The organism is Streptococcus mitis, from assembly GCF_946190275.1.
Classification (GTDB): domain Bacteria; phylum Bacillota; class Bacilli; order Lactobacillales; family Streptococcaceae; genus Streptococcus; species Streptococcus mitis_DC.
On record NZ_CAMHZQ010000001.1, the window covers coordinates 16,108 to 38,610 of the forward strand.

Here is a 22,503-nt window from a genome sequence, read left to right on the forward strand (position 1 = left end):
GTAAAGTTAATTGAATTTTGAGAATGAAAGTTTATAAACTTTCGTCATAAAAAAACAAAGGATTTCTGTCTTTCATACAGTCCTCCCTTGTTTTTATACGGTTTCATTTTTAAATTTTTCTGTAAAAAATATTTATAGTAATTCCACACAGAAAGCATCCCATGGAGCCAAGATTTGTTTTTCAAAAACTTCTTGAGCCACAGTATTTTCAATCAAAACAGATTTGACGTTTCCTTCTACGGTCAAGCCTTGCTCTTCATTGGACAAGTTGGCCACAACTAGGAAACGACGGTCGCCATCTTTACGAATATAGGCAAAGACCTTGTCAGCCGTATCAAGTAATTCAAAGTTAGCTCGAATCAGCCAGCTGTTCTCCTTGCGGATTTGGACGAGTTTTTGATAAGTATAGAAAATTGAATCTGGATTTGCCAGTGCTTCTTGAACGTTGATTTCTTCGTAGTTTGGATTAACTGCCAACCACGGATGACCTGTTGAGAAACCAGCATTTTTGCTCTCATCCCATTGCATTGGAGTACGGGCATTGTCACGTCCAATGACACGGATACTGTCCATGATTTCTTCCATCGGAACTCCTTTTTCAAGAGCTTCACGCGCATAGTTGAGAGATTCAATATCTTCTACTTGGTCTAGCGTTTCAAACGGATAGTTGGTCATCCCAATTTCCTCACCTTGGTAGATATAAGGAGTCCCTCTCATAAGATGAAGCAAGATGGCAAAGGCTTTGGCAGATTTTTCGCGGTATTCTTGGTCATTTCCCCAGATTGAGACGATACGAGGAAGGTCATGATTGTTCCAGAAGAGGGAATTCCAGCCGTCCTCAACTCCTAACTCTGTCTGCCATTTGTTGAAGATTTCTTTTAACTTAGCAATATTCAGTTCTTTTTGATAGTGCCATTTAGGCTGACCTTCCTGATACTGAAGACCGATATGTTCAAACTGGAAGACCATAGACAACTCTTGCCCTTTTGGATCCGAGTAGAACTTAGCAATTTCTGGCGTTGCTCCCCATGTTTCCCCTACTGTTAAGAGATTCTTATCTCCAAAGGTCGCCTGATTCATCTCCTTGAGATAAGGGTGGAGCATAGGACCATTATTGACTACTTTCTCGTCAGGAATTTTCCCAATCATGTCAATAACATCCATACGGAAACCGCCAATCCCTTTATCAATCCAGAAGTTCATCATTTCATAAATTTTCTGGCGAAGTTTTTCATTTTCCCAGTTGAGATCGGGCTGTTTCTTACTGAAAAAGTGGAGATAGTATTGACCTGACTTTTCATCGTATTCCCAAGCAGACCCACTAAAGATAGACTCTAAATCATTGGGTTCGTCCCGCCAGATATAGTAGTCTCTCTCAGGGCTATCAGGATTTTCACAAGCCTCGACAAACCAAGCATGTTCATCTGAGGTATGATTGACCACCAAGTCCATGATGATACGAATGTCACGCTTCTTAGCTTCCGCAATCAGTTGGTCCATATCCTCCATGGTTCCGAAAATAGCTGCAATCGATTGATAATCAGCAATATCATATCCATTATCATCCATAGGACTGTCATAAACAGGAGAAAGCCAAATCGCTGTGATTCCTAGCTTGGCTAGATAGTCTAACTTACTAGTAATTCCTGGCAAATCGCCAATTCCATCTCCGTTGCTATCCATAAAGCTCTTAGGATAAACTTGATAGACTACGGCATTGTGCCACCACTTTTCTTGCATCTTCTTACCTCATTATTTTAATAATCTGTAGTCTATGATAGCGCTTTTCAGAGTTTTATGCAAGCGTTTGCCTAATCTTTTTGATTCCTTTTTTAACTCCATAGTTTCCTAACTTCCAATTTTTTATTATAATAGAGGTCAGAGGTAAAAAAATGAAAAAACAAGCTTTTAGTTCTGAACAATATTTGAATCTACAGCGCGACCACATTTTGGAACGCATTAACCAATTTGACGGCAAGCTCTACTTGGAGTTTGGTGGCAAAATGTTAGAAGATTTTCACGCTGCTCGTGTTCTTCCTGGTTATGAGCCTGACAACAAAATCAAGCTCTTGCAAGAATTGAAAGAACAGGTTGAGGTCGTGATTGCTATTAATGCAAGTAATATCGAGCATTCCAAAGCACGTGGTGACTTGGGCATTTCTTATGACCAAGAAGTTCTTCGTTTGATTGATAAATTCAATGAATTAGGGATTTTTGTTGGCTCCGTTGTCATCACACAGTACGCTGGTCAACCAGCTGCAGATGCCTTCCGCAACCAACTTGAGAAAAACGGAATTGATTCTTATCTTCACTATCCAATCAAAGGATATCCGACGGATATGGATCACATTATTTCTCCTGAAGGTATGGGGAAAAATGACTACATCAAAACTAGTCGCAACTTGATCGTCGTAACCGCTCCTGGACCTGGTTCTGGAAAATTGGCAACCTGTATGTCCAATATGTACCACGACCAGATCAATGGTATCAAGTCTGGTTACGCTAAATTTGAAACCTTCCCAGTTTGGAATCTTCCCCTTCATCACCCCGTCAACTTGGCTTATGAAGCTGCCACAGCAGACCTTGATGATGTCAACATGATTGACCCCTTCCATCTCCAAACCTACGGAGAAACCACTGTCAACTACAACCGTGATATCGAAATCTTCCCTGTGCTTAAGCGCATGTTAGAGCGTATTCTTGGTGAATCTCCATACGCTTCACCGACAGACATGGGTGTCAACATGGTTGGTTTCGCTATTACTGATGATGAGGCTGCTGTCGAAGCTTCTAAACAAGAAATCATCCGCCGCTACTATCAAACGGTCCTTGATTTTAAAGCCGAAAAAGTTGGCGAATCTGCTGTCAAGAAAATTGAGTTGCTTATGAACGACCTAGGTATCACACCTGCAGACCGCAAGGTTGCTGTTGCTGCACGTCAAAAAGCAGAAGAAACTGGCGGACCAGCCCTAGCCCTTGAATTGCCTAGCGGGGAAATTGTCACTGGTAAGAACTCAGAGCTCTTTGGCCCTACAGCCGCTGCTCTTATCAACGCTATCAAGAAATCAGCTGACATCGCTAAAGAAGTAAAACTAATCGAACCTGAAGTTGTTAAGCCAATCCAAGGTCTTAAAATCGATCATCTCGGTAGCCGCAATCCACGCCTTCATTCAAATGAAATCCTGATTGCACTTGCTATCACAGCTACAGAAAATCCTGATGCTGCTCGTGCTATGGAAGAACTTGGCAACCTCAAAGGAAGCGAAGCTCACTCAACCATCATTTTAACCGATGAAGACAAGAATGTCCTTCGTAAATTAGGTATCAATGTAACCTTTGACCCTTACTACCAATACGATCGCTTGTATCGTAAGTAACGATTTCAACCTCTCCACTCTCGGAGAGGTTTTCTCTCTGTCTCAGGAGCCAGCTTTGTGTTATAATGAAAGAAGAAAACTGAAAGGATTTACCATGTCAAAAGAAGTTATTGTTGAAAGTTTTGAACTTGATCACACTATTGTTAAAGCACCTTATGTCCGCTTGATCGGGGAAGAAACAGGGCCAAAGGGAGACATCATCTCCAATTATGATATTCGCTTGGTACAACCAAACGAAGACTCAATCCCTACCGCTGGCCTTCACACTATCGAGCACCTCTTGGCAAAACTTATTCGTACCCGAATTGACGGTATGATTGACTGTTCACCATTTGGTTGTCGCACAGGCTTCCACATGATTATGTGGGGGCGTCATACCAGCGCTGAAATTGCGGCTGTTATCAAGGATTCGCTCAAGGAAATCGCTGAGACTACTACTTGGGAAGACGTCCCTGGAACAACCATCGAATCTTGCGGAAACTACAAGGATCACAGCCTCTTCTCTGCTAAAGAATGGGCTAAACTCATCCTTGAACAAGGGATTTCAGATGATGCATTTGAGCGTCATGTGATTTAAACACAAAAAAGGAACCAGTTTTTCAGCTGGTTCCTTCTTTTTATTCTCAAAATTCTGTCTTAGGCTTTTTCACGAATGACCAAAACACCATCTTCCATGTCAGCTTCTAGGTGTTTAGCATCAAGGTTATCCAAGTGGAAGTCTGTGACTTTGTCACGGATTTGTTGTTCAACCACACGACGGAGTGGACGAACACCCATGACTTCGTCATAACCTTCTTCTGTGATATAGTCCTTAGCTGCTTGACTGACTACCAAATCAATGTCTTTCTTAGCCAAGGTTTGGTTGACTTCGGCTAACATCAAGTCCACAATCTTAGAAAGGTCTTCCTTAGTCAAGTGTGAGAACTCAATGACTGCGTTAAAGCGGTTGAGGAATTCTGGACGGAAGAATGGTTTCAAACGATCCATCAATTCTGGTTTATCCGCATCTTCTGTCAAGTTGGCTTCATAGCCAAAACCAGCATTTGATGTTGCGATAATGACTGTGTTTTTAAAGTTAACGGTATTTCCTTGACCATCTGTCAAACGACCATCATCTAGAACTTGGAGGAGAAGGGTAATGACTTGAGGATCAGCCTTTTCAATCTCATCCAAGAGAATGATAGAGTATGGATTGCGACGAACACGTTCTGTTAAGGTATTGCTATTGTCATCATAACCCACATAGCCTGCTGTTGTACCAATTAGCTTAGAAACGGCTGTGCGGTCACTGTATTCTGACATGTCCAAACGGATGATAGCATCTTTCGTTCCGAACATATCTAGAGCCAATTGTTTAGCCAACTCAGTCTTACCAACACCAGTAGGACCTACAAAGAGGAAGCTACCGATTGGACGGTTACCTTCATCAAAACCAGCACGGTTACGACGGATAGCTTTTGCTACTGCTTCAACGGCCTTATCTTGACCAATAACTTTCGTCTGCAAACGATGACCCATATCTTTCAAACGTTCGATGTCCGTAGCCCCCATTTGAGATACTGGAATACCGGTCATTCGTTCTACAGATTCAGCCACATCGTTGACACTTGCAGTCACTTTCATATCTTCTGTATGGTTTTCGATTTTCTTTTCCAATTCTGCAATGCGTGTTTTATAGTTTAGAGCTGCTTCAAAATCTTCTGCCTCAACTGCTTTTTCTTGCTTGTCTTTTTCTGCCTCAATTTCACGTTCAACAGCATGAACATCTGTTACTGGATGCTGAGCTGCCAAGTGAGCTGCCGTTACATCTACAAGGTCGATAGCCTTATCTGGCAAGCTACGTTGAGGAATATACTGAACAGAATAATCCACCGCTGCTTTCAAAACTTCGTCTGGCAAGATGACATTGTGGTGTTGTTGATAGAGGTCACGAATTCCTTGAAGGATTTTATATGTATCCTCTGCTGAAGGAGCATTGACCTTGACTTCGTTGAAACGACGAGCAAGGGCTGCATTTTTCAAGATAGTATTACGGTATTCATCTTGAGTAGTTGCGCCAATCACTGTCAATTCTCCACGTGAAAGAGCTGGTTTCAAGATATCAGCAAGACCTTTAGACCCTTGACCATCACCTGTGCTACCAGCACCAAGAATTTGGTGAATTTCATCAAAGAAGAGGATAATATTCCCTGCTTCTTTCACTTCATTTACTAGATTTTGAACGTTTTCTTCAAAGCTACCACGGTATTGGGTCCCAGCCTCAAGGCCTGAGATATCAATGGAAATAATTTCCTTATTCTTGATAGCAGCTGGGACATCGCCGTTCACAATAGCTTGTGCTAGGCCTTCGACAACTGCTGTCTTACCAACACCTGCGTCTCCGACTAAAACAGGATTGTTCTTGGTACGGCGTGAAAGAATTTCAGATGCTTCTTGAATTTCCTTGTTTCGTCCGATAACAGGATCCAGCTTGCCCTCACGCGCTTCTGCTGTCAAGTTACGACCTAGTTTAGCAAGGACACCATCTTGTTTCATACCTGACGTATGTTGTGGCATTTGTCCATCAGTTTCTACATTTCCTGGCAATTGACCAGTTGCACGATAGTGAGCAAATTCCTCAGGTGTCACTTCACGTCCATTAATCAAGTAGCGACGATTTTCAGAACTATATCCTCGCATACCACCCATCAATTGGTTAAACAAATCATCCATGTTGTTAAAATTATTAAAGTTGTTGTTCATATTCTTTACCTCTTTTTGTTATTTATTATTACTGATATTGACTATCTTTGACCTTTGTTTTAAAAAATTTAGACTAGCTTAATAGCTACTCTACGTACTATTTCTGGTTTTTCTTTTTCAAGCAGGAGTAGACTATCTTTACTTCTGAAGATTTCTAGATTAAACATAGACCCACCTCTTTCTATTTTACTTTAAATAAGTGTTCACGTAAGGCTTTCATTTACCTTACGTTCATAATATACTACATTAGTCAGAAAAGGTCAAGAGATTTGACTTTAATTGACCATTTTTTTAAACAGCAAAAACACCCTGAAACATCAGGGTGCCATTCTTACATCAAATATAAAATTGCGAGGGTCAGAAGACTTGCTAGAAGTCCCACTCCCCAAAAGAAGAAGTCAACCTTCCACTCACTCCAAGGATTTCCTTTACCAGACAATCCTCCAAGCTCAAAATGATGATGCACAGGCGTCATACGGAAAATACGTTTCCCACCTGTCAGTTTGAAATAACTGACTTGCATCATGACCGAAGTTGTTTCAAAGACATAAACAATTCCGATAATTAAGAGAGTCCATTCTTGGTGGAGGGCCATAGAGATGGCTGCCAGCATTCCACCGAGAGCCAAACTTCCCACATCTCCCATAAAGACCTTAGCAGGCTTATGGTTAAAGACGAAGAAGCCGAGCAAACCACCAATCATGGCAAGAATCACTAGAAGAATATCCATCTGACCTTGCACATAGGCAATAACTCCATAGGCAGACAAGCTAATCACCACTGAAATACTAGCTAAACCGTCAATACCATCTGTCAAGTTGACTGCGTTTGAAAAACCGACTAGCCAGAAAAGGGCGAAAAGAATATAGCAAATCCCTAGATGCACTTGGTAACCAAAGACAGAAAGCATATCTCCACCGCGCTCATAGAAAAGGTAGAAGACGACCCCACCTAAAAGCTGAAGAGCTAATTTTTGCTTAGGATTCAGCCCCTCATTGATTTTACGAAAGACCTTGAGAAAGTCATCTAAAAATCCGACAAGTCCATAAAGGACCAAGATGAACAAAATCATTCCCTCATTATTGGTCAATTGTTTTGAAAAAAGAGCAAGAAAGAAACTCACCACAACTGCAGCAATGAGGAAAACAAGTCCCCCCATAGTTGGCGTGCCAGCTTTTGCCTGATGCTGTTTGACATCCTCATGCATCTGCTGGCCTGTAATTTGCGCCTTTCTATAAAATTTGATAAAGGCCGGAATTCCTACTAAAGTTAGTAAAAATGTCACAATTCCAGCACTGATGGAAATAAACATATTAGTCTCCTAAAGTTAATGTAATTTTTTTAATGTCCTTGATAGCTGTATTAGCACGAACATCTTGCTTCTGCACAGTAGAGCCCGAACCTTCAAATACAAGTTCTATATTTAACCACTTAGAAAATGCTTCTGCGGTTGCTTTTGTCCAACCATACATATCTGGGACTTCCTCTGCTTTATCAGATAAGAGGAGAACTTGCTGGTTAGGTGCAAGATCTGTCCCTTCTTCTACAGATGATTCTTTAATCTTTGTTCCTGTTCCCACAACGATTGGTTGCACAATATTGCGACGTAAGGCTTCTGCCAAATCACCAGGTGAAATGTCCTTGATGCTAGGCATGGCATAAGCGCTTTGATTGGTTACCTGATCTAAAGTTTTAGCGGTAGATTGCAGGTTAAGGGAATCTTTCATAGCCACTGCTCTTTCCAAAATAGGATTGGCAAATTCTCCCAACTGGATACCTGAATAATGCTCAGGCTGTTGAACCGTCACATAGAGAATAAAATCAGGATTTTCAGCAGGGTTCATCGATACAGCAGAAAAAATGTAATTGGTCGTACCAACTAAGTAACCTCCATTTTTCTCATCGGCAATCTGGGCCGTACCGGACTTGAGGGCGACATTTTGACCAGGAACAGTTACAGTTGGCTTGCCTGTGCTGTGGTTATGCATGGTTCCATAAACGGGATCTGTTCCTACCAAAACCATGTTGGTTCGAGTTAGACTGGCTGCATCTTTGGAAACAGGATTTCCTACAATCTCTTTTTGAGATTTCCGAACAGATTGGTCATTTGGGTCATACAAGGCACTGATAAATTTAGGTTCTAGCATGACTCCATCGTTGGCAATAGCCGTGAAGGCACGAATCATTTGGGTTTGGGTCACTGAAATACCTTGTCCAAATGAACTCTGAGCAATATTGACGATATTGTCAGCTGGAAGTTGACCTGCATACTCATCCGTCAAACCAAATCGAGTCGGAACACCAAATTTAAAGCGATTTAGATAATCCAGCCAGGTAGCATCTCCCATCTTTTGCTCAAGAAGCGTCATCCCAACGTTACTTGAGAGCGCGAAACCTTGAGAAAAGGTCATCATTCTGCCACCAGTCAATCCTTCATTGACGTCCCAATCTCGAATAGTAACATCTGCTACTTTTAACTCACTACTATTGAAAACTTCTCCTCCTGGGAAAGTATTATTATCAATAGCAGCAGCAAGCGTCATGACCTTCATGGTTGACCCTGGCTCATAGTTACTTTGATAGAGGATGTCACGCCAAACAAAGTCCTTGGTAAGTCCTTCCTTAGTATCGGCATCAAAGGTTGGTCTCTGCGTTGTTGCAAGAATTTCCCCCGTTTTAGCACTAACCAAGGTAGCCGTCATATACTTGCCTTTTACTTTTTCTTGAAAGGCATTCATCTGTGTTTCCATGAAGGACTGAAGGGTGCTAGAAATAGTCGTATAAACGTCCTTGCCATCTACCGTTTGCTGGGACACTTGTTCTGTTCCGGGGACAATATTACCCAGACGATCTTTTTCATAGGTAATAATACCGTCTTTCCCTGCGAGAATAGTATTCAAGGAACTCTCCATCCCAGAAGTTCCCAGCAAACTCTTGCTTCCATCTTCATTTTCATGGAGTTGGGCTAAACCAATAAAACTAGAAGCGAATTGTCCATTTGGATAACTTCTGTTTGGGCTAGTTGTAAAGTCAATTCCTTCAACACTAGCGTCTTTCAAATCCTTTTTAATAGCCATCATATTGGCATAGGTAATTCCATTTCCTTTGGCACCAAAAGAAACTTGGGTCAGATTCGGTTGAGACAATTGTTCTTTAACATAAGCCTCGTCCATATCCAAATACTTATGGAAAACCTCTGCTACCTTATTAAACTGGGCATCTTCTACATAAAGAATTTTACCAGTTGCTGATTTGTATTTTTTATCAATAACAGCATAGACATTATAGGAGGTTGCGTCCTCAGCAATCGGGACTCCATTTCGGTCATAAATAGTCCCACGTTTGGCAGGGACTATACGAGTTATTTGGTGAACTTTCTTAGCCTCTTTGACTAGATCCGTTCCAAATTTACTACCACTCCCGATAATAACAGCAAAATTAACCAAAAAGACAGCGAAAAGTACGACAGCTAACAAGCTGATGTACTTCCCCACTATTTTACGGTTTTCTGCTGGAGATTTACGGTTTCTAATCGCAAATCGGGTTATTCTTTTTGTCCACTTCATATCTTACTCCGCTGATCGAATATTCTCATTATTCAATTTTAAGTCCTTAGAATTTGCGATTTCTTTCAAGCGTTCTGCCCTCAACAATTCATTTACTTCTTGTTTGGCATCATCCAATTCTGTCTTCTTCTCCTCTATCTGCGCATTGATTTTTGTCAAATCATTTTGTACTTGTAGGAGTCGGGTCTGCATAAAGATAATACTCAGCGCCAAAACGAGAGCTGTAAACGCAATGGAAAGATAAAAAGCCTTCTCCACACGGGAGAATTTTTTTATACGATTCTGCAAGAATTGACTGGTTGTTTCTTTTTTATCTACCATTTTTTCCTCTTACTTGTGAATTTTTCTGGCCACGCGCAACTTGGCTGAGTGCGAGCGGTTATTGGCTTCTAATTCTTCTGCACTTGGCAAGATTGGCTTACGGGATACCAATTCCATCTTGGGCTTGAGATCATCTGGAATGAAGGGTAAGCCTTTTGGAACTTCAACTGTTGAAGCTTCCTTGAACAATTGCTTGGTCAAGCGGTCTTCTAGTGAATGAAAGGTAATCACTGAAATTCTACCATCTAGAGCCAACATATCCATAGCTTGCTGGATGGACTCATCTGCCGCTCCCAGTTCATCATTGACTTCAATTCGAATAGCCTGGAAAATCTGCTTGGCAGGATGCCCCTTCTTCTTGAGTTCCTTGGCCGGTTTAGCCGACTTGATAATTTCTGCTAACTCAGTCGTTGTCTCGATTGGCTTAACTTCACGTGCTTGTTCAATCTTACGCGCAATCTGTTTAGAAAATTTGTCCTCGCCATACTTAAAGAAAATTCGGACCAAGTCATGATAGTCATAGTGGTTTACCACTTCATAGGCTGTCAGACTAGCGTCCTGATTCATCCGCATGTCCAGTGGCGCATCCTTTTTATAAGAAAAACCACGCTCACGCTGGTCCAGTTGAGGACTAGACACTCCCAAGTCATAACAAATTCCATCAATTTCCTGAACACCAGCTTCGCGCAAACGTGCCTGTAAATGACGGAAGTTATCCTTGATAAAAGTCACCATTCCCTTTTCAATGTAAGGTGCCAAGCGTTGTTGCGCATTGTCAATGGCATTCTGGTCCTGGTCAAAGGCATAGAGATGGCCTTTTTCACTTAATTTACTTAATAAATATTCGCTATGGCCCGCTCCACCCAAAGTAGCATCAACGTAGATACCGTCAGGCTTTACGTCGAGCATATCAATCGTTTCGTGGAGTAAGACCGTTACATGATGAAATTCTTTTGTCATATCTTATCTATTTTACCACAAATCCGACTAGCTTGCACTAGTCAGACAAATAGGTCAAAAAAAGTAAGATTTCTTTAAGAAATATGTCAAATATGCTTGACATTCACTCTATAGAAGAATATAATATAGTCAAATATATACGACACAAATCAGAAAGGAGACCAGATGAATCGTGTGAAAGAATTTCGCAAGGAACTGGGCATTTCCCAGCTCGAACTCGCCAAGGATATCGGTGTCTCGAGACAAACCATCAATATGATTGAAAACGACAAGTACAACCCAACTCTGGAACTCTGTCTCAATCTCGCCCGCAGCCTCCAAACTGACCTCAACAGTCTCTTTTGGGAGGATAATTTTTAAAAAAGGAGCCAACTCATGAAAAAAGAAACCTTCACTGAAAAACTGATCAAGCGCACATACGGTATTTCTGATCCACTTGACGAATACAAACGACGCGAGGCAGACCGCATAGGTAACCAAGTCTTTATCTTCCTATTTTATCTGATGATTTTCGGCAATCTTATTCCGCTCTTTCTGGCCTATAAATATCCTCAACTAGTGGCTCTAGTCTATCCTCCTCTAATTTTAGTGATTGCCCTCATCGTTGCTGGATATCTCACCTACCAAATGCAAAAAACAGGGATTACAACTATTGAACCAGATATGCTGAGTAAGAAAGAAAGTAAGCAACTACACTACCCAGGTCTTAAAGCAGGTTTGTTCTTTGGTCTATGGATGTTTTTTATAACTCCTCTTCTCAGTATACTCATAGGTGAAAGTCAGGACTATTTTCATTCTCTTCTCACTATAAGAAATGGTGTATCAAGCATTCTCGGTTCTATCTTCTTCGGAGCAAGCATACAGTTCCTCATCTCCCGTCGCATTGCAAACACTAAGAAAAATCAAGATGAGGATTAGGAGGAAACTCATGAAAAAAGAAAAGAAACAGTTACGTTATCCTAGTCTGAAATCAGGTTTGATTTATGGAACAATAATATTTTTTATAATTCCACCCATTGATACCCTAACAAGTGAAAATCCAAATTTTATCAGTTCTCTTCTAAATACAAAACATATTTTTAAAGCTATACTGGGAGCTTTCTTTTTCGGAGTGATGATACATATTGTCGACTCACTTCGTATTGCAAGAGCTAAAAAAGACCAGGATTAGGAGGTGCCCTATGAAATCACTAGTAACTTTACTGACCTATCATCTTTTGTTCAGTTCTCTTCTCATCTTCATCATCGTTTCAGGGAACTTGCCATTCAGCGAGATATTCCTCCTTCTAGTCTTTATTCCAGCCCTCAACAAAGGACTAACTTATCTAAAGATTGACTCCCAAAAAACACGCATACTCAACTTAGCACTGTGCTTTATGATTCTATCTTTACCACAACTGATGCTCATCTCAAGCGGTTGGAAATATTATTTACTGCTGACTATTGCTAGCCTTTCTTCTATCACTTATCTTTATTATCTCTATCAATTCGTAAAAGAAAATCTGTAAAACCGCTCATTTAGGAGGTTACTAGTATGAAAAAAGAAGACTTCACCACTCGCCTACTTCGAAATCTCTTTCACATCCAAGGTCCTTTTGATGAATGCCGACAAGAGATTATCTACAAGGCTTGTGCCCGTTCTATGGTTCAAATCGTTTATTCTTCCTTCTTCCTCTTCTTGTTTTATCTATTATTTGGACGCTTCATAGAAGCCGTTCGCTATGCCATGCCCTACGTTTACTCTGGACTCATTTTTTTCATTACTTTAAAAACTCAAAGAGCCGTCAAAGAACTCCATCTGGAAAAAGATGACAAGTCAGAAATCATCCTCAAAACCTACAGCAAAGCCCAAATCAAATTTCGAAGCTGGGTTGTGTTTATCGGTCTTCAGATTGGCCTCTTTACCCTACTCATCTTTCATAAAGTCTTCGTTCAGCAGATGTCCCTTTCAGATTTTGCGAAGTTGCTCATGCAATTCGATAAAAGTGTTCCTTTCCTGATGTATGGCCTGATTATCGGTAGCATTTTTGGAACCCTGACCTACGGATTTCTATCACTTCAGGAGGAGAAAACTCCAAAAAATACCAAACAGAAGGAGAAAAGCAGGCAATGACTTCACTTTACGATTTTTCAGTCTTGAACCAAGACCATCAAGAAACTCAACTAGATGTCTATCGTGGTAAGGTTCTCTTGGTTGTCAACACTGCTACTGGATGTGGTTTAACGCCCCAGTACCAGGGACTTCAAGAACTCTATGATCGCTATCAAGAACAAGGTTTTGAAATTTTAGACTTCCCTTGCAATCAGTTTATGGGACAAGCCCCCGGCAGCGCAGAGGAAATCAACGCCTTCTGTAGCCTACACTATCAAACCACTTTCCCACGTTTTGCCAAGATTAAGGTCAACGGTAAGGAGGCAGATCCCCTCTATGTTTGGTTGAAAGAACAAAAATCTGGCCCACTAGGAAAACGAATCGAATGGAATTTCGCTAAGTTTCTCATCGGTCGTGATGGGCAGGTCTTTGAACGCTTCTCTTCAAAAACAGACCCACAACAAATTGAAGAGGCCATACAAAAACTACTATAATTCACAATCTCACTATGATTAGGTTTCCTTTAGCCTGATGAATAGTGAGATTTTTTGATGGGCTTTGACTTAAATAGAAAAACACTCCATGATATGAAACATGAAGTGTTGTAAAAATGATACATTCATAGCAGACAATTCAATACTAGACACTATTTTTAACCCCAGCATATACATAGGTCCTATTTCTAGGACACACTTTTTCCGTTACCACCCTAAAATAAAAGCTATGCTCCCGCCCATCCTTGGCATTTTCCTTGTTTAAGACAAAGTAGTTTTTCTGATTCATCGCCATGGTTCGTAAGATGTCATCAATCAAGAAAGTCAAGGGCACGTTCATGGCAGAATATTTTTGAAAATCCTCTTCAAAATGAATATAGTTATCTGAAAAATAATCCATCTGCAGTTTGTTTTCATACAGCTCTTTTCTAGTCATAAACTCCCTCCTCCCACAATCGAATTTCTAGGATATCTGCAACCTCTATCAACCTATATCCCTCGTTTGTCCTAATAGATAGAGTCTGAGGCGATAACTCTCTCACCACACCGATGATAGTGGTTTTCTGCTTCTTTTCCTTTAGCACAAAACTTCCCCTAAGTTGGCCAACATAAAGCTGAGAAAGCAAGTGCAACTTCTCATCTGGAGTCAAATCCGTAGAAAAATCAACACGGCTTTTTTCTTCACTGAGCGAACTGGTGTGTTCTGAGAGGTAAAATCCCATCCACTTCTGCATACCTGGATCTTGATAATCTCGCGCAGATTGAAAAGGTAAATAAGAACGATCAATCATTGTAATCCATCTAATCCTCCAGCAGAATGTCCTCCAATCAGCTTGCTTCTAGCAAGACTCCTAGAGGCTTCGTCCAGTGCATTGGCCTTTAAGAGAGAAGTGAAACCAAATTGTTCCCGAATGGAGTCAATGGCCGTCTGGAGCCTTTCTTCTTTTTCTAACTTATCAACATCATCAAAAAGGGAAATCAAACCCAAGGACTCATCCACAAAGCCTGAATAGTTAACTCCGACACTTCTAATCGCTCCAGAAGTGTATTTGTTATGAAATAGCTTCAACACATAATCCGTTAAGACAGCTGTATTATTGGTCGGTTCGACCTTCATTTGTGTGTGAATAGACGGCCTAACCTCCTCTTTAGAGAAACCGACATAGATAGAGACAAGGGTTGTTTTCTTGCCCGACCTTCTCAATCTAATAGCCACCTGCTCCGCCATTTCTCGAAGAATAATTTCAATATCCCGTAGCTTCACGTAGTCTCTCGGCAAGATTTGAGAATTCCCCAAGCCCTTGGATTTGGCTTTATAGGGCTTATGAACGTTGCTCTCATCAATCCCGTTAGCATGAAACCACAAACGCAGACCAGCCTGACCCAGAGCTTTCTTTAGCTGGTCGGGATTGCTGGTTGCCAATTCCTTGATGGAAAAAATCCCCAGAGCATGCAAGCGTTTCTCCATCCGCCTGCCAATCCCCCAAAAATCCGTCATCTTAGGGATTGCCCAGACCTTCTCTTCCACATCCTGGTAAGACCAGTTGGCCCTCATGGTCGGAGTGTGCTTGGCCTCATTATCCAGAGCCAACTTGGCCAGTAAAGGATTGGCATTTGACATACCTACTGTAGAGTAGATCCCTGTCTGCCTCCAAATATCCCTCTGAATACGAGCAGAAAGCATATCCAGCTTGTCTTTGCGAGAGAGACTCTTATCTGGGATGAAATAGTTGAGCGAACTAGTCAGGTCAATAAAGCCCTCATCGATAGAGTAAGGATAAATATCATCTGGACTGCCATAGTTTTGAAAGATTCGCTGGATTTCCATATTGACTGCAATGTACTCGTCCATTCGAGGAGGCACAATCAAGGTCACTTGAGCCCAATCTTCGATGTAGCGAACATAGTCCAAGTCGGTAGGTAGCCCTTGCTTTCGAGCATTGTAATAGGAAAATTTTCGCGTTTTGATATCAAAAGGCAGATCGTAGGCCCGACCAACATTTGACTTGCCAAAAATCTTCTTAAACAGGGGAGAGGAGGCTAGGATAAGACCAGTTGAGTTATCCGCGCGACTCATGACACAAAGCGAGGTTTTCAGCGGATGCAAGCCACTTTTCACGCACTCAACACTGGCATAAAAGGATTTCATATCGACAAAGGCAATGTCACTTTTGGGCTCTCTGGAATAATCAAAGTAGCCCATAGGCTAGCCCTCCATCGGCACAAAGTTCCCAACGATAATCCCCACAATCCGAGGATCTTCCTCATAGGAGATGAAAATATCCTTGTATTTAGGATTGATAGAGACCAGACGCAATCCATTCTCCTCTCGATAGACCCGTTTAATATAGGTCTGGTTGTTGCAAACCACTGCATAAACCGCCCCGTCATAGTCAAATCCTGTCTCTCGAATCAGAGCTACTGAACCATTTTGGTATTTAGGTTCCATGGAATCCCCAGACACCCATGACGCAAAATCATGAGCCAACTCCTCATTAAAGTAAACCGTATCAAAATTCTGATCATCGTAGACTGAAGCCCCAATCCCTGCTGACATGCGTTCATAAACACGGTACTCGTAGAGACGCTCTGGCATAGCTGTCACTTTCTGGGCTTGCTCCTCTTGAGATAGGTTGCGAGCATAGAGAACAACCTTCTCCTGCCCTTGCTTGGAGAGGCTATGGTAGAGACGGACAATCTCGATCTGAGTAAAATATCCTTTTGGTACTTTTAAAATGTTCTCTAGCTGGGCTACCTTCTCCTTGGACGGTTCCTTGACTCCACGTTCCCAAGCTGAGTAAGCCTGAAAGCTAATCCCAAGTTGCTCTGCAATTTCCTTCTGTGTCAGTTTTAACTCTTTCCTCCGAGCCTTTAATTTTTCTGGCTGATACATACTTCACCTCCTATTATGATACTTTAATGGACATTATCTCCCTTAGAAAGACTAATCGATGCTTGAATCCATATTTTTAGAACTCAACCAGTATGATTTAGTTTTATTATATAAAAAAAGTGAACAAATGTCCACTAGGAAAAGCAGAAACATCGTGAGTTTTATACTCAATGAAAATCAAAGAGCAAACTAGGAAACTAGCCACAGGTTGCTCAAAACACTGTTTTGAGGTTGTAGATAAGACTGACGAAGTCAGTCACATATATACGGCAAGGCGACGTTGACGCGGTTTGAAGAGATTTTCGAAGAGTATTAATCAAACTAAAAGGACCTAGCCCTATACAATACAGAACTAAATCCTTTGAATAAATAATTGATCTAACTTTTAGAATCCCTACAGAAATTCCAGTTTTTCTCTATTTGATACCAGACATTAGTTTTTCAATACGTGGAACGTAGAAGAGTAAGATAATACTGAATACAATCGTAATTCCTCCAACAATTCCATAGTAAGCAACTTCAGTTTCGCTTGTATAAAATTTTACAATTTGAGCATTGATAGCTTGGGCAGCTGCATTACTCAAGAACCAGATAGACATCATTTGTGCTTGGAAGGATTTTGGTGCTAACTTAGTAGTGACTGATAGACCAATCGGCGAAATCAGCATTTCCCCTACAATCACAATAGCCCAACTCATAATCAACCAGAGAGGACTGACCTTAACATCTGTCCCAAAGAGCATCCCTGGTAACATCATCCACAAGAAGGATAAACCTGCAGCAAATAAACCGTAAGCAAATTTCTTAGAAGAGGACGGTTGCTTTTTACCCATTTTCCCCCACAACCACGCAAAAATCGGCACATAAATCATAATGAAAAGTGGATTAATACTTTGGAAAAAGCTAGATGGAAAATGAATCTGATTCCCAAATACATTAAAGTAAAGTCGAGTTTGATCATCCGCAAATAGAGCGAGAACAACAGAACCCTGTTCCTCAATAGACCAGAAGAGTACTCCAGCGATAAATAGAGGAATGTAGGCAAATACTCGGGATCTCTCAGTGGCAGTTATTTTCTGACTAGATAAAATCTTAAAGAAATAGTAGATTGGAATAATTACAGCAATCACTGTAAAGATATTAACAATCATATCCACATTAAACTGGTGAGTAAAGACTAAACCTATAACCACGAGAATAACTACGACAAGTGTAATCAGCAAGCGTTTAATCAAGGTCTGCTGGTCCTTCTGTGAAAGTGGATCAGTGGGGTAAAGACTTGATTCAGGCAGATATTTCTTCCCATCCAAAACATACTTCACTAGACCAAAGAACATCCCAATAGCAGCTAATGAGAAACCTAGATGGAAATTGACTTCCTGACCTAGATAACCCACTAGATAAGGGGCAACGAAGGCACCTAAGTTAATACCAAAGACAAAGATACTAAAACCTGCATCCCGTCTATCATCCTCTTTCTCATAAATTCCCCCCACCATATCTGAGATATTGGGTTTTAAAAATCCAGTACCAAAGATAATCAAGGCAATAGAAAGATAGAGAGCCACTTGTCCAAAAGGTGTTGCCAAAGCAATATGCCCTAGCATAATCAGAATCCCACCGTAAAAGACAGTCTTACGACTTCCTAAAATACGGTCACTGACAAAACCACCGATAACCGAGGACAAAAATACCAGCGAGCCATAAATCGCCATAACCGATGCAGCTGTGGTCTTATCCATTCCCAATCCACCATCTTGCACACTATAGTACATATAGTAAAGTAGGATAGCTCGCATCCCATAGTAAGAAAAGCGTTCCCACATTTCTGTAAAGAAGAGGGTGGACAAGCCCATAGGATGTCCAAAAAATGTTTTCTGTTTTTCCATATATATTCTCCTTTAACGATATAATAATTCATTTTACAGAATTTTCAAACAAATGTCAAACAAATCCTATTTGTTTTAGAAAATTTTCTGAAAAAATCTAACGTCTCAGACTTATACTTATACTCAATGAAAATCAAAAAGCAAACTAGGAAGCTAGCCGCAAGCTGTACTTGAGTACCGTAAGGCGACGCTGACGTGGTTTGAATTTGATTTTCGAAGAGTATTAATTCCACCATAAAAATCCATTTCAGAATAACTTCCACTTCGGTCAGACAAGTGGAAGTTAGTTTGAAAAATTACCTTTAAAATTTGTTCTTGTTTAGTTTAAAAAAGAGGCTGGACAAAAAGTCTTTAAAATCATAAAAACATCCCTATGCCAAACTTGTAATTACTAAAATACAAGTCATACTCAATGAAAATCAAAGAGCAAACTAGGAAACTAGCCGTAGGCTGTACTTGAGTACGGCAAGGCGACGTTGACGTGGTTTGAATTTGATTTTCGAAGAGTATCAATAAGCATAGAGATGTAAAACTATTACACATTTAAAAATAATAATTAGCAATCAAAGAATAGAAATTGTGTACGAAATGTCTCAATTAGTTTTCGCTAGTAAATATCATTTCCAACAAACGCCCTCTCAATTCCTTATCCTGACGATGCAAGATATTCATTAACTCATGAGAATTTTTGGCATTGATGAATTGATTTAACAATCTATCTTTTAATTCATATGGAAGAGAAGCCGTCTTTAGTAGTCTAAAAACTTCATCATTCAGAGATGTCGTTTTATTATCTTTACATTCAAATCTAACCGTATCATTCTTATTTGGAAATTCAATCATAGACACATTCGTTCCTTTAAAATGAATTCTATGTTTTCTATTACTTGGAACGATACTAGAATCTCCTTGTAATGCCAACTCTACCATCCCCATTTCCCAGTCGATTGATAATCTTGTTTTATATCTTTGACCATTTTGATCTTCAATCATTTCAAAAGAATGTTGTTTGCCTGGGAATACATACCAATCTACAACTTCAGGTAAATCAACACCCATATCTATCTCAGAACCAACCAAGGGAATGATTGCACCACTTTTTGCAAACACAGGTATCGTCGAAATGTCTCTATAAACACTTAACTTCACACCACCTGTATATTTTTTCTCTGAAAAAAAGTCATACCATTCACCTTCAGGGAACCATACATCTACTTTTGCAGATTGGAATGCCAAATCCATCTTTTCTACAATGGGAGCCACCATCAGTTCTGTTCCAAAAAAGTATTGATTTGGAACATTATAGCTCTCATCATTCTCTGGGTAGAAATAATACATTGGACTAATTAATGGGGCACCTTCCTCATGTGTCTTTACATTCATGGTATATAGATATGGAATCATCTGATGTCTCAAACGAAGGTATTTCTTCATAATATTAGATGTTGTTTCTGAAAAAAACCAAGGTTCTTTACTATTGAAAGGACTTCTAGAACTATGTAATCGAGTTATCGGACTAAAAACGCCAAACTGTAGCCATCTAGTTTGTAGCTCTTCGTCATAATCCCCCAGCATGTGTCCACCGATATCATGACTCCACCAACTATAACCGATATTTGATGCTGTCGCTGTAAAATAAGGTTGAAATCTTAAGGAATTCCAACTAATAATAGTGTCCCCTGAAAAACCAACAGGGTATCGGTGACTACCCGGCCCTGCATATCTTGATAAAATCAAACCACCTTCTGCATTTTTACAACTATCCTGATAATGATAATGGTTTAAAAGCCACAGTGGATCCAACATGCCTTGTGTCCCTTGTTGCCAGTCAATCCACCAAAAATCTACTCCCTGCTTTTCTAGCTCATAATGAACATCTTTAAAGTAGGATTCTCTAAAAGATGGATTAAAAAAATCAAAAATAGCAGGTTCTTCTAGTTCTACATTTAACCCCAATCGTTTGGCGACTCGAGGATAAGCTTCTTCATAAGCCCGTATACCATCAGCAGGATGGACATTTAAAGAGAGTTTTAACTTTCTATCATGAAGTTGTTGCAATAACTGTTCTGGATTAGGTATTAAGTTTTTATTCCAACTATATCCTGTCCAGCCACTTCCAAAACGGGCTGGAATGTCAGTTATATGCCAATCCATATCTAAAACACCGATAGATAATGGAATTTTCTCTGTTTTAAATCTGTCTATTAAATTCAAATATTCATCTGACGTATATGGCCAATATCTACTCCACCAATTCCCTAAAGCATATCTTGGCAATAAGGGTGTTGAACCAGTCAAATGGTAAAAGTCTCTGATTGCTCCTCTATAATCATGCCCATAGGCAAAGAAATACAGGTCAATTTGATTTTCTCTCTCAATATAACCAGACTGTTCATCCCAAATAAATCCTTGAGAATCATCCAATAAGGCTATACCATTTCGGCTAATAATTCCATCCTCTAATGGGATTTCTCCATCTGCCTTATCCAGAGTCCGAGCTGTTCCTTTTAACGTTTCAATAGATTCACCAAAATACCAGCGACTACCATATACGGCAAAATTTCCTTTTAATTCTATAAATAAATTTTCGGCGCTAAATTCTCCTTTATTAAAGTGCAAATGAAAATAGTCCGTCATAATATCTAGTACGTCTGATGTCTCGATATAATCTAACGAAACTTGACCAAAATCTCTATTATAGATAAGTTGTGTAGTCCTATCCTCAAAACTTCCAGTTTGAGAGTATTCTAGCCTTACTAACTTATCTGTTAACACAGAGATTCGATAAAACTCTCCCTTAAAAATTTTCAATTTGTTGTCCTCCTTTTATGGTAGCATAAAAACAGAACGCACCATTTTTGATGCGTTTTTCGTTATTCTGAATGCAATGTTCTATCTATGACAAATAATACTCAATTGAAAAAATGTAGTGGACAAAATATCTTTTAACAAATCAAGATGTTATTAAAGAGTTATCCCTTTTTAAGCTTATGTAGTTGTGAAACAAACTACTTTTAAACTATTAACTATCTATCAGTAGCAACTCATAACTTGAAAAGAATTTTTTCAAATAACTTCGTTAATTTAGTTTTGTCTCCATAAACTGTACCATCCATATACAGGTGATAAATCTCATCATCATCACCGATTGATATTTCACATTCATAACCTTTCATTAAAGCTAAAGAGCGAATAACCTCCCTCTGCGTTCTACCGTTTCCCTCACGGAATGGATGAAAATAATTGAGATTATCTAAAATTTCGACCAATAACTGAATGACTTCTTTTCTACTATTAGCATTGTCATGAAATCTATCTATCAAATTATTAAGGTAAGTGAGTGCTGTATCGAAAGACTGAATCGGCATAAAAGCATTACCACTTTTTGAAATATTGACTTTTCTAAATTCACCTGCCCAATGATACATATCTTCAAACAAAAATTGATGAATTTTCAATATATCTTTTACACTATAAACTGGGATAGGATTGATAAATAATTTCAAACTCTTACTAGCAACCATACGATATTCAAGATCGCGTGCTTTTTGCTCATCTCGTTCTTCCTGCTTATTTCTTAGAACTGAAGAATCTGGATAGGTATATAAATTATTCGGATCAATATAGTCATAAGAATCATAACATTTACGCTTCATTAAGCCATCCCCAGAGCAAGAGCTTCATCTCGTAATTTTTCAACATCACTAACCGTAGGTCGCCATCCTTCAATCATATTTGTACTTAAAGCATACCAAACACTCTTAAAAACGGAGCGGTTTTCAAAAGCTACTCCCATGATTATCATCTTTTCTTTATCTATATCTAAGGACATATACTACCTCCTATAGTTACATTATACCATGTTTCTCTGTAGCTTTTAAATATTTTATTTTGTCTGTAATATCTAAATTTCAGCACATTTAGCCTATTTTATAAATTTCAAACTCAAAGATGAAAACGCGTTCTTTTTCCTTTTTTTACTAATGTATCGTATTCTACGATAACATACTTTACTGTATTGTTTTGTTAAAATAACAGCAGTTCCCTGTTAATCAACTATTCGAACTACTTTCTATTTTGCTTCATCCCCTGCAAAGTAAAAAGAATAAAAAAAGCAGAGAAGAGCATCTAAAAAAGATCTCTTCACTGCTAATGTTAACACTCATTAT

General features: G+C 39.7%; 22 protein-coding genes. 8 read left to right on the top strand and 14 right to left on the bottom strand.

The genetic code is table 11. The features are described 5' to 3' along the window. Positions 1-132: 132 nt before the first annotated feature. Complete coding sequence (locus N8M20_RS00070) at positions 133-1,740, bottom strand: glycoside hydrolase family 13 protein (protein ID WP_261078545.1); 1,608 nt, start codon at positions 1,738-1,740, stop codon at positions 133-135. Positions 1,741-1,892: 152 nt separating this feature from the next. On the opposite strand from N8M20_RS00070, the gene N8M20_RS00075 reads away from it, so the two are divergent. Beyond that, positions 1,893-3,377, top strand: coding sequence for a DUF1846 domain-containing protein (locus N8M20_RS00075; protein ID WP_261078546.1), 1,485 nt, complete (start codon positions 1,893-1,895; stop codon positions 3,375-3,377). A gap of 94 nt (positions 3,378-3,471) precedes the next feature. Then, positions 3,472-3,954 carry an S-ribosylhomocysteine lyase gene (locus tag N8M20_RS00080; protein WP_000032547.1) on the top strand — a complete coding sequence of 161 codons (483 nt, stop codon included), beginning with the start codon at positions 3,472-3,474 and terminating at the stop codon, positions 3,952-3,954. A gap of 59 nt (positions 3,955-4,013) precedes the next feature. Here N8M20_RS00080 and N8M20_RS00085 read toward each other — a convergent pair whose 3' ends face one another. From N8M20_RS00085 to rsmH, 5 genes are all read right to left on the bottom strand, one after another. After that, positions 4,014-6,119 (bottom strand): ATP-dependent Clp protease ATP-binding subunit, encoded by a 2,106-nt coding sequence (locus N8M20_RS00085; RefSeq protein ID WP_261078548.1) that lies wholly within the window; start codon positions 6,117-6,119, stop codon positions 4,014-4,016. Between the two features lie 331 nt (positions 6,120-6,450). Then, complete coding sequence (gene mraY / locus N8M20_RS00090) at positions 6,451-7,431, bottom strand: phospho-N-acetylmuramoyl-pentapeptide-transferase (protein WP_261078550.1); 981 nt, start codon at positions 7,429-7,431, stop codon at positions 6,451-6,453. Between the two features lies 1 nt (position 7,432). Further along, positions 7,433-9,685: a penicillin-binding protein PBP2X gene (gene pbp2x / locus N8M20_RS00095; protein ID WP_261078551.1), complete on the bottom strand. Its 2,253-nt coding sequence runs from the start codon at positions 9,683-9,685 to the stop codon at positions 7,433-7,435. A gap of 3 nt (positions 9,686-9,688) precedes the next feature. After that, complete coding sequence (ftsL, locus tag N8M20_RS00100; RefSeq protein WP_000227822.1) at positions 9,689-10,006, bottom strand: cell division protein FtsL; 318 nt, start codon at positions 10,004-10,006, stop codon at positions 9,689-9,691. 9 nt (positions 10,007-10,015) lie between these two features. Further along, positions 10,016-10,966, bottom strand: coding sequence for a 16S rRNA (cytosine(1402)-N(4))-methyltransferase RsmH (rsmH, locus tag N8M20_RS00105; protein WP_000159425.1), 951 nt, complete (start codon positions 10,964-10,966; stop codon positions 10,016-10,018). Between the two features lie 165 nt (positions 10,967-11,131). Here rsmH and N8M20_RS00110 point away from each other — a divergent pair, with 165 nt between their 5' ends. Genes N8M20_RS00110 through N8M20_RS00135 form a run of 6 tightly spaced genes read left to right on the top strand, consistent with a single transcriptional unit; the run spans position 11,132 to position 13,552 of the window. Then, the gene (locus tag N8M20_RS00110) at positions 11,132-11,326 is read left to right on the top strand and encodes a helix-turn-helix transcriptional regulator (RefSeq protein ID WP_001082471.1); all 195 of its coding nucleotides are present in this window, start codon (positions 11,132-11,134) and stop codon (positions 11,324-11,326) included. Between the two features lie 15 nt (positions 11,327-11,341). After that, positions 11,342-11,884, top strand: a complete 543-nt coding sequence (locus N8M20_RS00115) for a DUF3278 domain-containing protein (protein ID WP_050310727.1) — start codon at positions 11,342-11,344, stop codon at positions 11,882-11,884. Positions 11,885-11,894: 10 nt separating this feature from the next. Further along, positions 11,895-12,137, top strand: a complete 243-nt coding sequence (locus N8M20_RS00120; protein ID WP_261078555.1) for a hypothetical protein — start codon at positions 11,895-11,897, stop codon at positions 12,135-12,137. 10 nt (positions 12,138-12,147) lie between these two features. After that, complete coding sequence (locus N8M20_RS00125; RefSeq protein WP_261078557.1) at positions 12,148-12,474, top strand: hypothetical protein; 327 nt, start codon at positions 12,148-12,150, stop codon at positions 12,472-12,474. A 26-nt stretch (positions 12,475-12,500) separates the two neighbouring features. Beyond that, positions 12,501-13,079 carry a DUF3278 domain-containing protein gene (locus tag N8M20_RS00130; protein ID WP_261078558.1) on the top strand — a complete coding sequence of 193 codons (579 nt, stop codon included), beginning with the start codon at positions 12,501-12,503 and terminating at the stop codon, positions 13,077-13,079. After that, positions 13,076-13,552 carry a glutathione peroxidase gene (locus tag N8M20_RS00135; RefSeq protein WP_261078559.1) on the top strand — a complete coding sequence of 159 codons (477 nt, stop codon included), beginning with the start codon at positions 13,076-13,078 and terminating at the stop codon, positions 13,550-13,552. Before N8M20_RS00130 ends, N8M20_RS00135 begins: the two co-directional genes overlap by 4 nt. Positions 13,553-13,697: 145 nt before the next feature. On the opposite strand, the gene N8M20_RS00140 is transcribed toward N8M20_RS00135, so the two are convergent. The 8 genes from N8M20_RS00140 to N8M20_RS00175 all read right to left on the bottom strand — a co-directional run bounded on the left by N8M20_RS00140 (position 13,698) and on the right by N8M20_RS00175 (position 22,166). Next, positions 13,698-13,988, bottom strand: coding sequence for a DUF5960 family protein (locus N8M20_RS00140; protein ID WP_261078561.1), 291 nt, complete (start codon positions 13,986-13,988; stop codon positions 13,698-13,700). Next, complete coding sequence (locus N8M20_RS00145; protein WP_049521633.1) at positions 13,981-14,343, bottom strand: hypothetical protein; 363 nt, start codon at positions 14,341-14,343, stop codon at positions 13,981-13,983. Before N8M20_RS00145 ends, N8M20_RS00140 begins: the two co-directional genes overlap by 8 nt. Continuing rightward, positions 14,340-15,755, bottom strand: coding sequence for a Y-family DNA polymerase (locus N8M20_RS00150; RefSeq protein WP_261033322.1), 1,416 nt, complete (start codon positions 15,753-15,755; stop codon positions 14,340-14,342). Before N8M20_RS00150 ends, N8M20_RS00145 begins: the two co-directional genes overlap by 4 nt. Positions 15,756-15,758: 3 nt before the next feature. Continuing rightward, positions 15,759-16,445 carry an XRE family transcriptional regulator gene (locus tag N8M20_RS00155; RefSeq protein ID WP_125393561.1) on the bottom strand — a complete coding sequence of 229 codons (687 nt, stop codon included), beginning with the start codon at positions 16,443-16,445 and terminating at the stop codon, positions 15,759-15,761. 416 nt (positions 16,446-16,861) lie between these two features. Then, positions 16,862-18,334 (bottom strand): peptide MFS transporter, encoded by a 1,473-nt coding sequence (locus N8M20_RS00160; protein WP_045605013.1) that lies wholly within the window; start codon positions 18,332-18,334, stop codon positions 16,862-16,864. Positions 18,335-18,931: 597 nt separating this feature from the next. Beyond that, positions 18,932-21,145 carry a glycoside hydrolase family 31 protein gene (locus N8M20_RS00165; protein ID WP_261078565.1) on the bottom strand — a complete coding sequence of 738 codons (2,214 nt, stop codon included), beginning with the start codon at positions 21,143-21,145 and terminating at the stop codon, positions 18,932-18,934. Between the two features lie 233 nt (positions 21,146-21,378). Beyond that, positions 21,379-21,990, bottom strand: coding sequence for a Fic/DOC family protein (locus N8M20_RS00170; RefSeq protein WP_050242551.1), 612 nt, complete (start codon positions 21,988-21,990; stop codon positions 21,379-21,381). Beyond that, positions 21,990-22,166, bottom strand: a complete 177-nt coding sequence (locus N8M20_RS00175) for a hypothetical protein (RefSeq protein ID WP_261046446.1) — start codon at positions 22,164-22,166, stop codon at positions 21,990-21,992. The genes N8M20_RS00170 and N8M20_RS00175 overlap by 1 nt, the downstream gene beginning before the upstream one ends. Positions 22,167-22,503 lie beyond the last annotated feature (337 nt).

What these genes read in the sequence shown, in the direction of transcription:
- N8M20_RS00125 (WP_261078557.1), top strand. Translation starts at nt 12,148, where the DNA reads ATGAAATCACTAGTAACTTTACTGACCTATCATCTTTTGTTCAGTTCT.
- N8M20_RS00080 (WP_000032547.1), top strand. Translation starts at nt 3,472, where the DNA reads ATGTCAAAAGAAGTTATTGTTGAAAGTTTTGAACTTGATCACACTATT.
- N8M20_RS00160 (WP_045605013.1), bottom strand. Translation starts at nt 18,334, where the DNA reads ATGGAAAAACAGAAAACATTTTTTGGACATCCTATGGGCTTGTCCACC.
- N8M20_RS00130 (WP_261078558.1), top strand. Translation starts at nt 12,501, where the DNA reads ATGAAAAAAGAAGACTTCACCACTCGCCTACTTCGAAATCTCTTTCAC.
- mraY (WP_261078550.1), bottom strand. Translation starts at nt 7,431, where the DNA reads ATGTTTATTTCCATCAGTGCTGGAATTGTGACATTTTTACTAACTTTA.
- N8M20_RS00135 (WP_261078559.1), top strand. Translation starts at nt 13,076, where the DNA reads ATGACTTCACTTTACGATTTTTCAGTCTTGAACCAAGACCATCAAGAA.
- rsmH (WP_000159425.1), bottom strand. Translation starts at nt 10,966, where the DNA reads ATGACAAAAGAATTTCATCATGTAACGGTCTTACTCCACGAAACGATT.
- N8M20_RS00140 (WP_261078561.1), bottom strand. Translation starts at nt 13,988, where the DNA reads ATGACTAGAAAAGAGCTGTATGAAAACAAACTGCAGATGGATTATTTT.
- pbp2x (WP_261078551.1), bottom strand. Translation starts at nt 9,685, where the DNA reads ATGAAGTGGACAAAAAGAATAACCCGATTTGCGATTAGAAACCGTAAA.
- N8M20_RS00150 (WP_261033322.1), bottom strand. Translation starts at nt 15,755, where the DNA reads ATGGGCTACTTTGATTATTCCAGAGAGCCCAAAAGTGACATTGCCTTT.
- N8M20_RS00075 (WP_261078546.1), top strand. Translation starts at nt 1,893, where the DNA reads ATGAAAAAACAAGCTTTTAGTTCTGAACAATATTTGAATCTACAGCGC.
- N8M20_RS00085 (WP_261078548.1), bottom strand. Translation starts at nt 6,119, where the DNA reads ATGAACAACAACTTTAATAATTTTAACAACATGGATGATTTGTTTAAC.
- N8M20_RS00170 (WP_050242551.1), bottom strand. Translation starts at nt 21,990, where the DNA reads ATGAAGCGTAAATGTTATGATTCTTATGACTATATTGATCCGAATAAT.
- N8M20_RS00070 (WP_261078545.1), bottom strand. Translation starts at nt 1,740, where the DNA reads ATGCAAGAAAAGTGGTGGCACAATGCCGTAGTCTATCAAGTTTATCCT.
- N8M20_RS00115 (WP_050310727.1), top strand. Translation starts at nt 11,342, where the DNA reads ATGAAAAAAGAAACCTTCACTGAAAAACTGATCAAGCGCACATACGGT.
- N8M20_RS00110 (WP_001082471.1), top strand. Translation starts at nt 11,132, where the DNA reads ATGAATCGTGTGAAAGAATTTCGCAAGGAACTGGGCATTTCCCAGCTC.
- ftsL (WP_000227822.1), bottom strand. Translation starts at nt 10,006, where the DNA reads ATGGTAGATAAAAAAGAAACAACCAGTCAATTCTTGCAGAATCGTATA.
- N8M20_RS00145 (WP_049521633.1), bottom strand. Translation starts at nt 14,343, where the DNA reads ATGATTGATCGTTCTTATTTACCTTTTCAATCTGCGCGAGATTATCAA.
- N8M20_RS00175 (WP_261046446.1), bottom strand. Translation starts at nt 22,166, where the DNA reads ATGTCCTTAGATATAGATAAAGAAAAGATGATAATCATGGGAGTAGCT.
- N8M20_RS00155 (WP_125393561.1), bottom strand. Translation starts at nt 16,445, where the DNA reads ATGTATCAGCCAGAAAAATTAAAGGCTCGGAGGAAAGAGTTAAAACTG.
- N8M20_RS00120 (WP_261078555.1), top strand. Translation starts at nt 11,895, where the DNA reads ATGAAAAAAGAAAAGAAACAGTTACGTTATCCTAGTCTGAAATCAGGT.